The 13,431-nt window shown below is 40.2% G+C and carries 13 protein-coding genes; 1 reads left to right on the forward strand and 12 read right to left on the reverse strand.

The features are described 5' to 3' along the window. Positions 1-14: 14 nt before the first annotated feature. The 7 genes from BK585_RS21265 to BK585_RS21295 all read right to left on the reverse strand — a co-directional run bounded on the left by BK585_RS21265 (position 15) and on the right by BK585_RS21295 (position 8,348). Complete coding sequence (locus BK585_RS21265; protein WP_078556084.1) at positions 15-536, reverse strand: ClbS/DfsB family four-helix bundle protein; 522 nt, start codon at positions 534-536, stop codon at positions 15-17. A 617-nt stretch (positions 537-1,153) separates the two neighbouring features. Continuing rightward, on the reverse strand, positions 1,154-1,978 hold the full coding sequence (locus tag BK585_RS21270) for an imm11 family protein (RefSeq protein WP_078556086.1): 825 nt from the start codon (positions 1,976-1,978) through the stop codon (positions 1,154-1,156). A gap of 195 nt (positions 1,979-2,173) precedes the next feature. Further along, positions 2,174-2,830 (reverse strand): 3'-5' exonuclease, encoded by a 657-nt coding sequence (locus BK585_RS21275; RefSeq protein ID WP_078556973.1) that lies wholly within the window; start codon positions 2,828-2,830, stop codon positions 2,174-2,176. An 88-nt stretch (positions 2,831-2,918) separates the two neighbouring features. After that, positions 2,919-4,832: a DUF294 nucleotidyltransferase-like domain-containing protein gene (locus tag BK585_RS21280; RefSeq protein ID WP_078556088.1), complete on the reverse strand. Its 1,914-nt coding sequence runs from the start codon at positions 4,830-4,832 to the stop codon at positions 2,919-2,921. Then, positions 4,813-6,477 carry a sodium:solute symporter family protein gene (locus tag BK585_RS21285; protein ID WP_078556090.1) on the reverse strand — a complete coding sequence of 555 codons (1,665 nt, stop codon included), beginning with the start codon at positions 6,475-6,477 and terminating at the stop codon, positions 4,813-4,815. Before BK585_RS21285 ends, BK585_RS21280 begins: the two co-directional genes overlap by 20 nt. Before the next feature lie 43 nt (positions 6,478-6,520). Continuing rightward, complete coding sequence (locus tag BK585_RS21290; RefSeq protein ID WP_078556092.1) at positions 6,521-6,823, reverse strand: DUF4212 domain-containing protein; 303 nt, start codon at positions 6,821-6,823, stop codon at positions 6,521-6,523. 694 nt (positions 6,824-7,517) lie between these two features. After that, positions 7,518-8,348 carry a stage II sporulation protein SpoIIQ gene (locus BK585_RS21295; protein WP_078556094.1) on the reverse strand — a complete coding sequence of 277 codons (831 nt, stop codon included), beginning with the start codon at positions 8,346-8,348 and terminating at the stop codon, positions 7,518-7,520. Between the two features lie 182 nt (positions 8,349-8,530). Here BK585_RS21295 and BK585_RS21300 point away from each other — a divergent pair, with 182 nt between their 5' ends. Further along, entirely contained in the window at positions 8,531-9,442 is a 912-nt protein-coding gene (locus BK585_RS21300) for a nuclease-related domain-containing protein (RefSeq protein WP_078556096.1), read from the forward strand. 189 nt (positions 9,443-9,631) lie between these two features. On the opposite strand, the gene BK585_RS24690 is transcribed toward BK585_RS21300, so the two are convergent. The 5 genes from BK585_RS24690 to murA all read right to left on the reverse strand — a co-directional run bounded on the left by BK585_RS24690 (position 9,632) and on the right by murA (position 13,410). Next, positions 9,632-9,754: a hypothetical protein gene (locus tag BK585_RS24690; RefSeq protein WP_281248941.1), complete on the reverse strand. Its 123-nt coding sequence runs from the start codon at positions 9,752-9,754 to the stop codon at positions 9,632-9,634. A 605-nt stretch (positions 9,755-10,359) separates the two neighbouring features. Next, positions 10,360-10,509, reverse strand: coding sequence for a hypothetical protein (locus BK585_RS24325; protein WP_212567938.1), 150 nt, complete (start codon positions 10,507-10,509; stop codon positions 10,360-10,362). Between the two features lie 212 nt (positions 10,510-10,721). After that, positions 10,722-10,865 carry a hypothetical protein gene (locus BK585_RS24210; RefSeq protein WP_170885675.1) on the reverse strand — a complete coding sequence of 48 codons (144 nt, stop codon included), beginning with the start codon at positions 10,863-10,865 and terminating at the stop codon, positions 10,722-10,724. A gap of 19 nt (positions 10,866-10,884) precedes the next feature. Further along, positions 10,885-11,913: a stage II sporulation protein D gene (gene spoIID / locus BK585_RS21310; protein ID WP_078556101.1), complete on the reverse strand. Its 1,029-nt coding sequence runs from the start codon at positions 11,911-11,913 to the stop codon at positions 10,885-10,887. 171 nt (positions 11,914-12,084) lie between these two features. After that, positions 12,085-13,410 carry a UDP-N-acetylglucosamine 1-carboxyvinyltransferase gene (gene murA, locus BK585_RS21315; RefSeq protein WP_078556103.1) on the reverse strand — a complete coding sequence of 442 codons (1,326 nt, stop codon included), beginning with the start codon at positions 13,408-13,410 and terminating at the stop codon, positions 12,085-12,087. Positions 13,411-13,431 lie beyond the last annotated feature (21 nt).

Here is a 13,431-nt window from a genome sequence, read left to right on the forward strand (position 1 = left end):
CGATGATAGAACTGTCATTTACTTTCCTCTTTATTTATAGTCTTAGCCATACCTTCACATTTTTTAATGGCCCATATGTAATGCTTTGATGTGTTTGCTGAAAAATAGCTTAACAAGTTACTTGTTTTTGTCCACTTATAATATTTTTTTACCACGAGTTCTTCATTGGTATGTAATTTGATTAAGTTCATTACTCTTTGATGGCTTAACTTCAATTTTTTGATAGCTTGGGCTAACGTCACATCCTGATAGTTTTCCCATATTCGCATATTAAGGAGTTTAATACTACTCCACTTATAACCAGGCGCTGGCATAAAAGGAATATCCCCGTCCATCCCTTCTTTATACCATCTCTCAAGCATGGCATGCCATTCATAAAGATGCATGATTACATCACGAAAATTCTTATCTCTTTCGGGAGTTTCAATCGAAATTCCCCTTTTTCTACTAGGAACTGATTCAATTATCTCAAGTAATCTATTGAAATTTTCTTCACTATCAAGCAATAAAGTTTCTTTTTCATTTTTGTCTATCATCATGAACTCCTCTATTCCCTTAAAATTATTCGTTAGCCCACTCAAAGATTCAAGTACTTGTTACAAAGCTTCTTCGAAGGAATAGTTTCAATACGCACACCCCATCTCTTTTTTATTTTGCTTCTCCCTTATCTAATGAAATGTTTTTACAAGTGCTGTATGTATAGCTTCTTCTGATAGCTCTGTATTATTTTCTAATACTTCCGCTATTTTTTTGTCAACTTCATCAAAATAACTAGTTAAATACCTTCCATTATGAGTGGCAATATATGAACCACCTTCCCAGGCCTCTTCAAAGTGGCTAGAAATACCTGGTACCTTAGGTAGCCATACACCATTTTCTATGGAATAACGTATTGTGCTTCCTAATTTCTAATTCTAATAAAATGTATGGTATACACCTACAATTTTATTGTAAACTTTTGCACTTTTTGCTTCAATTTGTATTTTGCTAAATTGAACAAAGATTCCTGCTCTTGTCCGAAAGCAATCATCTTCTACGGCCAACGATTTTATTTTTTCTCCTTTCTCACAAAAGGGGCTACACTGGCTACCACATTTTCAGCACACAAAAAAGAATGTCCAACTAACGGACATTCTTTTCATTCAAATTAACTCTATGCTTGTATTTCCTCTTTAATTCCCCACTGATATGATAGCAAAATCGGGGGTATGAAAGCTGGCTTCATCCAAAGATATGTTCCATCTAGTTGTAATTCCCCTAGTTCAGCATCTTTATCAGACATTCTACGAATTGCCCATTTGTCACTAATTGCTGTTTTTCCTTTTTTGAGTACTTGTTGCAAAGCCTCTTCAAAGGAATAGTTTTTATCTAGGGAACCATTTATGAAAGTAACCATCTTTTCAAAGGCCTTCTTCTCATCTTCATACGCTCTTTCTGAATCCCATTCTTCAAAGAAATCTAAACCTACTAGCTCATTATTAAGTACACAATCTCTAAAATTTTCCGAAACAAAGAGTGCTGTATTCTTTATTAAATGCTTATTGTGATAATAGACTTTAAAGATATGTTGTTCGGCAACTAAATCTTCATGAAAAGCTAACCTTTTATATCTTGAAAATTTTCCATCTTCGCGATATATAATTTCGCTTTTATTTGCATCAATTGCCTTCAGAACATTTACCACGTTCACTAAATAGTATTTGCCTTTTGGGTGGTCCACAGGAATAATTTCTGCAGTATTTTCTAGAAAATCCCCTAGTACCTTTACTGCACGTTCACTAAATACCGTTGAATTAACCATTGTGTACGGGAAATCACTTTTCATCCCATTTCCACTTGTTTTTACAGGAAGAGCATCCCATTTGTTTTTTAAAGATTGTCCTTTGTAGTCAAAAAGGAAAAATTCTTTATCTTCTGAATTAACATAATCAAAGCACTCATAATCATTTAACTTTTCTTTGTATCTATATATTTTCATACCATACTCCTTTAAAACACTTATTGTCGTTTGTGTAACAATATTTGCGCCCTTAGTAATTCCTCTCATAATTCATGGTTGTCTACGGTCTTAGGACGTAAAATAAAGAGGATATCCAATAAGTTAACTTAAGAAATAGTACCATATTAGCAAATTTTTACTAGTCCTATTTTTTCGACAAAAAGAACCCTTCTCTTAAAGAAAGGCTCTGCTTGGATTATCTGTGATTTGGATTAAATCTGCTAACGTTGTTTTCCCCCGCTCTTCTAGTAATCGAAGTAATTCTACGAAAAGGTACGCGGTTGTTAGAGAATCACCTAAGGCACTGTGACGGTCAAACATATTTGTGCCAAAGGTTCTTGCATAGCTGCTTAAATCTCTCATATCCCAAGATGGATTGAAGTATCCGATCATATCAAGGGTATCAATCGATAGAGGTTGTTCATACGTATACTTTTGGCGCTGTAGTTCTTTTTTTAAAACAAGTAAGTCAAAGCTTAAATAATGTCCAACCCAGCCATCACTTTCACACGATTCGGTGAACTGAAAGAACTGTTCAATCGCATCTAGTGCGGGCGGTGCCTCTTTTACTTTATCCTCTGTTATTCCAGTGAGTGTAGAAATGTCGTGTGGGATGTCCCGCTCTGGGTTAACGTACGTATGAAAAGTCATGTCAGTGACGGTTGTTCCTTGAACATGAACCGCGGCTAACTCGATCATGCGGTCATGTGCTCCGACGGAAAATCCGGTTGTTTCCGTATCAAATATTGTAAAAGACATATCTCTTAGCCGAGTATTTAACGACGGTTGTCGGTCGAGTAGATATTGGAATTTTTTCTTTTTCCAAAACATCATCTCTTCTGTCCCCCTTTTGGTGTTGGTTTAAGACTGCCCCCTTTTTATATCCGTTCTTTGAGCCTCAAACCAACAAAGGTTTTCTTTACATCATTCCAAATTCGGCTATCGTGTGCTGTTGAAGGTTACGTATCGCTTTTAACGCAAGCATGAGCTCTTCTTTTTCTCTTGAACGTAAGCGAGTGAAGACAATTTCACTTGTGCTTTGTTCATTTCGCTTATACTTGGACCATCCTTGTGTAACTCTAGTGTGGAGTACGACGCTATAGGCGTATTTCACCTCATCAACGGTTGACTCAGATAAAATATTTTCTTTTTTCAGCGTCTCTAGTTTTTGTAATGGCGTCCCCTCTACAATATGATGCTTAGCTGCAAGCATTTGCAGAGAGTGATGAAACGGGAACAATGCATCTTTTTTGATATCAATTGATTTTCGTTTCTTTCTAAATAACGCACGTACCGGGTGGTCTAGCATCGGTACGGGCTGGTCTCGTTCGATTTCTGCCATTCGGTAAAAGAAGATCCGAGATTGTTGGACTTGTGTTTTTACTTCTTTTACAAATTGGTCATGGAGTCTTTGATCTCCGTGTATCAGACGGAAGGATAAGAAATTTTGTGCAAGAAGGATGTTGTCATTCGTGGCTCGTAACGCCCAGTTTCGGAGGCGTGTCTGCCAAGCTGGAATGCTTCCCCTCCAGTTCTCTTCACTTGCCATCATCTTGCCGTCACACTTTTTATAGCCGGCATGTTCAAGATGGTCGACAATCGCTTGACCAAGGCGAGCAAAGTAACTTTCGCTGTTCTCACCTTCACCATAGACAAGAAAATGGTCTTGGTCGGTTAATAAAAATTGTTCGGCTCGTCCACCACTTCCCATTGCATAAAAGCAAAACGGAGCAGGCGGACGACCATGTCCTGTTTGCTCTAGCTGTTTTACTGCTAAATCCACACTATGCGATAGTAAACGGTCATACAGCTTAGTAATCATTTCTAATGTGTGAATAATAGGGATTTCATCATGGAGTAGCTGTTGCAAAACATCATAGATTGCAAATTTTACATTGGGCAGAGTCTCATATGAGGATTCCTCAATCGTTTGAACGATTTCTAACGTGCCATGGTTTTTCTTTCTTAATAAGTCTGCCATCGTCACCATGCCAATTACTTTTTGTTTGTCAACGACTGGTAGGTGTTTAATCCCGCTCATTAAAAAGGTGGACATCGCCTCATAATAGTAGGCATTATGACTGATTGTAACTGGGTTTTTAGACATAATATCCTCGGCCACTGCCGCTCGTTTGTCCGCTGCAATTACACGAACCACAAGGTCTTTTTCCGTAATAATTCCTTTAAGGTGTTGTTGCTCATCAAGGACAACGACGGAACTGACTGAATGTGTCGCCATCGTTTCAGCTACTTTTTGAATCGGTTCTTGTTCTTGAACGGATACGACTGGCCCATTCATCACATCACAAATCCGTCTTATAAAAGCCTCGCTCTCTCCCCACTGGTTTGCTAGCTTGACTTGCTCTGCGAGGGATCCATAAATGTCACGGAGCCGAACGGCGACTTGTCGTAAAATATAATCTCTCACACTATCATCATGCCAGCGTTCTTCAATGACAGAGTACGGAATTTGCAAGCAACTGCATGGGGCTAACGCTCTCACTTCGACTGTATAGGAATGCGGGTGATGATTGGGTTCACCGAGAAAATCGGCGAGACTTGAAAATCCGATAATATCACCCGTTTCCAATATTTCAAGTACTTCTTGGTGATTTAGGGATTTATCATCTTGAATAAAGACCTCTGCCATCCCTGATAGGATGAGCAGAAGCCCTTCACGAGGCGTTTTTGAATAAAGTACTTTCTCAGACTTTTCATAGTCTTTCAGATTGCATTTTTCAATGAGCCGCTCTAACTCAAGTGAGGAAACCCCCTGAAACAGAGGGTGCCTCTTTATTTGAGTAAATCGGTCTTTATTTTCCTGCGGATTCATCCATCCATACCTCGCCATCGCGATATGTCATTTGCTCTGGATAACGAAGGTCTGTCACTTCATCTTGAAGCTTTTGTGATGGTGCAGGCGTTCTCATCGCAACGATATACGTTACAAGTAAGTTAATTGGTGCTCCAATGATACCGGCACCTGTGTCACCAATACCCATGAACGTGAAGATTCCGTTACGTGCTAATACAATATAAAGGATTGTAACTGTAAGACCCGTTAGCATCCCGGCAATTGCTCCCTGTGCATTACAACGTTTCCACCACACCCCGAGTAAAAGAACTGGGAAGAAAGTACCTGCTGCAATTGAAAAGGCCCAAGCCACAATTTGCGTGATAACGCCAGGAGGGTCGAGTGCGACAATACCCGCCACGACGGTTGCCCCAACAATGGCGATACGCCCTGCCAATAAGCGTTTTTTATCAGACGCTTGTGGATTCATGAGACGATAGTAAATGTCATGTGCAAACGATGATGAAATCGTAATAAGTAAACCACCGGCAGTTGATAAGGCCGCGGCCATCGCACCGGCTGCAACTAACCCAATAACAAACATTCCTAGATTTGCGATTTCTGGAGTCGCCATAACGACAATATCATTACTGATTTGAATTTCTTCCCAGTGAAGAATGCCATCACCGTTCGTGTCTGCTAGCTGTAAACGACCAGTATCAATCCAACTTTGTGTCCAAGCCGGAAGTTGGTCAAGCGGCTGACCTGCCACTTGAGTCATTAAAATGAAACGAGAAAATGCTGCGTATGCAGGAGCTGATAAGTAAAGTAATCCGATAAAAAGAATCGCCCATGCGCCGCTCCAACGTGCTGCTTTCATCGTCGCTACCGTATAGAAACGTACGATAACGTGAGGAAGAGCCGCAGTACCGACCATTAATGAGAATAATAATGCAACGAAATGAGCTTTATTACTGCTTTGGAATGGAGCAAAATACTCACTTAATCCTAACTCTCTATCAAGGTCCCCAAGTTGGCTAACGATGTTTCCATATGTAAGCCATGGTAACGGGTTATTTGTAATTTGAAGTGACATAAAGATAACGGGAATGATGTAGGCAATAATTAAAATGATATATTGCGCCACTTGAGTCCACGTAATCCCCTTCATCCCACCTAGTGTTGCATAAATGGCAATAACGACAACACCAATCATTGTGCCGTACATCGCGTCAATACTCAGGATTCGGCCGATAACAACCCCAGAACCTGATAACTGGCCAATTATATAAACGAAACTAATAATAATCGTCGCAATCGCTGCAATTAAGCGTGCAGGATTTGAGTCAAAACGGTCACCGATAAATTCCGGTACCGTATAACGACCGTATTTTCTAAGTTGAGGTGCTAATAAGAATGTTAAAAATAAATACCCACCAGTCCAACCCATGATATAGGCCAAACCGTCATATCCTAAAATCATAACTGTACCAGCCATCCCGATAAAGGAAGCGGCACTCATCCAGTCTCCACCGATGGCCATACCATTCCACACTGGCGGCACACCGCGACTAGCTACGTAAAAGTCAGACGTGGCCTTCGCGCGATTGTAAATCGATATTCCAATGTACAACCCGAATGTGGCCATAATCATGAGCAAAGACACTATTGCTTGTGCATCCAAATTGATTCCCCCCTACTTAAAGCAAGATTAATTACTAGAACTATTAGTGGTCCACTGATTTTCCGGCACTTAAACGAACATTTTCTTCTTCATTTATACCGAATTTTTTGTCAATTTTGTCGCTAATAATGGCATTGGCAAAAAGCATGATAATGAAAGTTAGTACTGCGCCTTGTGCTCCCATGTAATAATGGAACGGCATTCCCATAAAAGTAATACTAGAGAGTGCTTCAGCAAAAAGAACAACACCAAAAGATGCAAGTCCGCCAATAATTAGGCAAACAGCAATTACCTTATTACGTGCTTTAAAATACGCATCAGCCACTTCCTTATCGATTTTTTTCATTGTCTCACCTCCTTCACTGAATGTAATCGCTTTCAAATTAGGTGGTTACATAAAACTATGAAACAAGTTTACAAGTTCTGCAGATTTTTAGAGGAGCCTTTTTCGTTGCAACCTTATAATTAATAAGCATAACAACTATGCCGAGAATGACGAAAAATGAGTGAAAAAAATAACCAATGAGCATCGCGCAAACAAACGGTAATATCGAAAGCATAAAAAAGTATTGCCATTTGTTTATCATGGTCCATTCAGTATGTTTACAAGATGTACACGTATTCATTTATCTTACCTCAAGCTAAAAATAAATTTGACAGTATCCATTAAAGGCATAGGAACCATGATGATTTGTACGATTAGATATAAGAATATTGCGACAAAGGGCAGGGATAAAAGTAGTGGTTTTTTAAGTTTGAAAGTGAAAAAAATAGCTAGAGCAAGAACGGCTAGAAATATGTATAGCATAATATCCTCCTGTACTATTATATTTGATAGAAAGCGCTACCATTCCTTCCTAAAAATAAAAAACTGTTTCAATACAACCTTTTTTCATTATATTAGTTATAGAACATATTATTCCAAATGTTCTGATAGCTCGTCAACTATTTTGCCTTTTTATATTATGAAATTAGTTACTTAGACTTGTTTTTTTTACAAAAAAAATCTGCCTCATAGTGGACAGATTTTTTTAAAACTATTAATTGATAGTTTCAGGCTGTTCTTCTTTAGCATCTTCAGCTTCTTTGTCTGAGTCTTTGTCGTCTGATTCTTTGTCACCTGACTCTTTTTCGTCTGACTCATCTTCATCAGCTGCAGTGTTTTTGTCAACAACCGTTTGCAATGTTTGATTCATGAAATCAAGTGGATTCACAGCTACTCCATTGTGGCGGATTTCAAAGTGAACATGTACGCCAGCGTCACTGTTATATAAGTTGCGACCCGCTTGTCCAAGAATCTCCCCTTGTTTAATTGAAGCGCCTTCTTCTACATTAATTTTATCTAAGCTTTGGTAGTGTGTAACTACTCCATTGTCATGGTTAATTTCTACAACATATCCAAGTAACTCATCTTTTACAGCTTTTACGACTGTCCCACTTAAGGCAGCAGTGACATCAAAGCTTTCACCGCTTTCTTTTGCTAAGTCAATTCCTGTGTTTGGACGGTACGTATTATTGTAATATACAAGAGCTTCTTGCTGTTCTTCAGGGCTTGCATCGTAATCAAAAAAGTGACCAACAACATCAACATCATTTTCTTCCGCTACAGGAAGTTTAAAAGTTTCCGCCGTTCCTGTTACAGGTACAGCTTCTTGGTCAAACTGGAAGTTACCATCAGTTGGTTGTTCAATATTATCCAGTTCATCAATTGGTAAAGCACTTTCGTTTCCATTTTGTAACATAAAGAATGCACTAAGGACAACAGCGGCTGCTCCTAAGTAGACTGCTGGTAGAATCCAGCGTCTTCTTAAAAAGCGTTGGACATTAAAACTTGATTGTTTAGAAGATTGATTTTTTTCTTCTTCTCTCATTTCTCATCACCTCAGCAACCATTCTGAGCATTTTTGAGAGATTCTATACATTCACACAAAATCTTTTTTCATTTATTTTTCGACAAAATGAATTTTTTATGCATATTATTTTAATTTTTTTTTTAATTTACTGGATTTGTGTTTATATTTAAAGGGTAGTCACAATAGAAAGGATGTGGGATATGCCATATAAAACTCGGTCTGAACCGTTCGAATTGTTACTTTATCAATATTTACACCATCGCGGTGAGTTATCTGAGAAAGAAAAGCAGTATTATGCCTCTATGCAAAAGGGGTATGACGGAGAAATACTGTTTGATTCTTTTACCGAAACGCTCCAATGCCAGTGCCTCATTTTAAATGACCTTCTATTAAAACACCAAAACACGCATTTCCAAATTGATACTCTGCTCATTTTACAAGATGCGCTTTACCTTTTTGAAGTTAAAAATTTTGAAGATGACTATTTTTACGATTCTGATCATTTTTACAAAATGCCAAAAACAGAAGTGACTAACCCTCTGACTCAGCTCTCCAGGTGCGAATCTTTATTCCGCCAAGTTCTCAATTCTCTCGGCTATGGGAACGCAACTTCTTTGAAATCCGCTGTTGTCTTTATTAACTCCCAATTTACCCTTTATGGAAATCCACTCAACAAACCTTTCTTATTTCGAAGCCAACTACCTAAGTTTCTCACTAAACTAAATGCCACACCTTCCTTGCTAACGAAGAAGCACACGATGTTAGCTGACAAATTAATCTCCATGCATATCGAGAAATCCCCCTATGCGCAGTTACCCTCTTATGAGTTTGAACGATTACGTAAAGGCATTGCGTGTCACTCCTGTGGCTCTTTATCTATTTTAATGGTTGGTCGGAGGTGCATTTGTCAAGAATGCGCCAGTGAAGAACCTGTTGACGCAGCTGTTTTGAGGTCGGTCGCTGAATACCAGCTTCTGTTTCCTGAACGGAGGATTACGACTAATGGGATTTCTGAGTGGTGTAACGGCATGGTTTCAAAAAAGATTATTCGCTCACTTCTTAGTAAAACTTTTACTAAAGTAGGCGTTCATCAATGGACCTACTATGAATAATCCTTCTAAGTATGACTGGCCCTTCAGTATATTATCTACTGGAGGGTTTTTCATTAGTTGTTTTGTTAGGGTGGCTTTTATTAGCTTTATAAAAGTATCCTTATCCGGCTTTTACTTGTTTGATGCTATTAATCATGTAATGAACAATATTCTTTCCTTGCGCTGGCTTCCTTGAGTCGTTCATCTGGCTTATGAACGACTTTTCCTCCTCGCTTCGGCTTCATTTGGGCTTTCATCTAGCTTATGAACGACTTTTCCACGGGTTTCGGCTTCTTTTGGGCTTTCATCTAGCTTATGAACGACTTTTCCCACGGGCTTCGGCTCCTTTTGGGCGTTCATCTAGCTTATGAACGACTTTTTCCACGGGCTTCGGCTCCTTTTGGGCGTTCATCTAGTTTATGAACGACTTTTCCTCCTCGGTTCGGCTTCTTTTGGGCTTTCATCTGGTTTATGAACGACTTTTCCCCTCGGGCTTCGACTCCTTTTGGGCTTTCATCTAGCTTATGAACGACTTTTCCTCCTCGCTTCGGCTTCTTTTGGGCTTTCATCTAGCTTATGAACGACTTTTCCTCCTCGCTTCGGCTCCTTTTGGGCGTTCATCTCGTTTATGAACGACTTTTCCTCCTCGGTTCGGCTTCTTTTGGGCGTTCGTGCGGCTTGTGGGGGACTTTTCCACTTGGCGTTGGTCCCCGTATGGGTTTTAATCTAGCTTATGACCGACTTTTCCTCCTCGCTTCGGCTCCTTTTGGGCGTTCATCTCGTTTATGAACGACTTTTCCTCCTCGGTTCGGCTTCTTTTGGGCGTTCCTCTAGTTTATGACCGACTTTTCCACGGGCTTCGGCTCCTTTTGGGCTTTCATCTAGCTTATGAACGACTTTTCCTCCTCGCTTCGGCTTCTTTTGGGCTTTCATCTAGCTTATGAACGACTTTTCCTCCTCGCTTCGGCTTCTTTTGGGCGTTCATCTAGCTTATGAACGACTTTTCCACGGGCTTCGGCTCCTTTTGGGCTTTCATCTAGCTTATGAACGACTTTTCCTCCTCGCTTCGGCTTCTTTTGGGCTTTCATCTAGCTTATGAACGACTTTTCCTCCTCGCTTCGGCTCCTTTTGGGCTTTCATCTAGCTTATGAACGACTTTTCCCCTGGGCTTCGTCTCCCTTTGGGCTTTCATCTAGCTTATGAACGACCTTACCCCCGGCTACAGCTCCCTTTGGGCTTTCATCTAGCTTATGAACGACTTTTCCTCCTCGCTTCGGCTTCTTTTGGGCTTTCATCTGGTTTATGAACGACTTTTCCCCTGGGCTTCGTCTCCCTTTGGGCTTTCATCTAGCTTATGAACGACCTTACCCCCGGCTACAGCTCCCTTTGGGCGTTCATTCCCTTTATAAATGAAAAAAGCATCACACATGCCCCCCTCAGACATGTGTGATGCTTCCTATTAATTATTCGGTTACCATTGCCGTTAACTGACCTACAAACGGGTCGATTGTGGTTAAAGAGACACCTCGGTAGTAGTGGCTGACGATTTCTTTATAGTTCTTTCCTTCTTTCGCCATGCCGTCTGCTCCGTATTGGCTCATGCCGACGCCGTGGCCCCAGCCTTTTGTTTCGATGATAATGTTATTCCCGTCTCTTCTCCAGTTGAAATCAGAGGAGTTTAATCCTAAATCCTCTCGAACTTGTCTTCCTGTTAAGCGTTTTCCGTTAATATTGACAGTTGCTACACGGTTGCCGTCTGTTCTTCCTTCAATCTCACCTATGGATTGCCCAGCAGGTAGTGTGACTTTGAGCTTTTGTTCAAATTCACTTACCGGAATCACGGTTTGGTCTGTGAATCGTGGTGACTTTTCATCCCATGGGCTTTCGACGCTGCGTAAGTATGGTATTGGGTTTTTCCAATAATCCTCTGAGTTTTCAGTATAGCCATTACTCGTTGAGAAGAAAGAAGCTGTAATGAGCTCTCCTTCAAAAGTAAGCACTTGTCCCTGGGTGGCGGCTACCGCTTCTTTAATTCGATTGATACGCCACTCGTAATCGCTTCCCCACATCTCTTTCAACTCTTCTTGGTTATGATACACTTGGTGCAAGATTGAGTCTAATACCATTCCACCTTGAGGTACTTTTATATCGCTTGGGTTTAAAATTTGTTTTAAAATAAATGTTCGTGCTGCAAGAGCTTGTGCTTTTAATGCCTCGATTTCAAAACTCGCTGGCATTTCAGAAGCGACAACACCAATGACATAATCCTCTAAGTCAACTTCTTCAATTTGTTCTTGCTTGCTTCGAAAGACGGATACGGTAATGTCATGATCCAAAGTTGTAAGTTGTTCCGTATCATTTGAAACGGCTTTAGCTTGTTGTGTAGTAGGTTGTGTCGAGTCATTGTTGTTAGAAAAAAACAGGACAAGTAATGTAGGTAAGATGAGAATCACAGTTGTTAAGATTAATCCAATGACAAGTAGTCGTTTCATGCCAAGCCTCCAATATTGCATATTTCTCATAGTCATTATATGTGGACTTGTCATGAATTTAGAACTGTAATAGAAATGTAAAACAATTTTTTACATAATTACATAATAAAAATTATATATTTAGTACATATATAATAAAGTCTGACACCCACTGGTGCCAGACTTTTGGAATTACACTAAATTAGTATTTATTTTTAATGGTGCAGGAGCATCTAGATTTTTGAGCTCCTCTTCAACTACAACATCGATTCGTTCAATGTTAGCACCAAGCTGTTGAAGTTTTCCTGTTAAATCAACATATCCACGGTCAATATGCTTTAATTCAACGACTCGGGTAATACCTTCAGCTACTAGGCCAGCGAGGACAAGAGCAGCGCCTGCGCGTAAATCCGTTGCTGATACTTCAGCTCCTTGCAAGCGACTTGGGCCGCTAATGATCGCAGAACGACCTTCAATTTTAATGTTACCGTTCATTCGACGGAACTCTTCAACGTGCATAAATCGGTTTTCAAACACGGTTTCTGTAATTACACTTGTGCCATGTGCATGGAGCAATAGAGTCATCATTTGTGCTTGCATATCTGTTGGAAATCCTGGGTGAGGCATCGTTTTAATATCAATTGGCTTTAAAACATCTGGGCCAATGACACGAATGCCGTTGCTTTCCTCAATAATTTCAACGCCCATTTCCGTCATTTTGGCAATAAGAGGCCGTAAATGTTCAGGAAGAGCACCTTCAATCAGGATATTTCCTTTTGTAATTGCTGCAGCTACCATGAATGTTCCTGCTTCAATGCGGTCAGGTATCACTGTATGATTGGCAGCATGTAATTCATCGACACCATCAATCCGGATGGTTCCCGTACCTGCACCTCGCACTTTAGCTCCCATTGCATTTAAATAGGTAGCTAAACAAACGATTTCAGGTTCTTCTGCGACGTTTTCAATAATTGTAGTGCCTTCTGCCATAACAGCGGCCATCATAATGTTTTCTGTAGCTCCGACACTCGGGAAGTCAAGATAAATCTTAGCTCCTTGAAGTCGACCATCGATTTTTGCTTCAATAAAACCATTTCCGATTTCAACAGTAGCTCCCATTGCTTCAAAGCCTTTGAGATGCTGGTCAATTGGTCTAGATCCAATCGCACATCCTCCAGGTAAAGCGATTCTTGCCTGACCTACTCTTGCTAAGAGTGGTCCCATTACTAAGAAAGACGCTCTCATTTTTCGTACATATTCAAATGGTGCTTCCGTGCTCAACTGTTTCTCTGCATTAACTTGGTATGAACCATTTTCATACACAACGTCACAGTTTAAATTTGATAAAACTTCCTTCATCGTGTATACATCAGCCAGAGACGGCACATCATATATGGTGCTAGTGCCACGACTTGCAAGAATGGATGCAGCAATGACAGGCAAAACAGCATTCTTCGCTCCCTCTACCTTGACGGAGCCTTGTAATTGCCTGCCGCCTTGGACAATAATTTTTTCCAACGTATTCCCCTCCGCGTCTAT

Origin of the sequence: Bacillus alkalicellulosilyticus (genome assembly GCF_002019795.1) — a bacterium.
Lineage (GTDB): Bacteria > Bacillota > Bacilli > Bacillales > Bacillaceae_F > Bacillus_AO > Bacillus_AO alkalicellulosilyticum.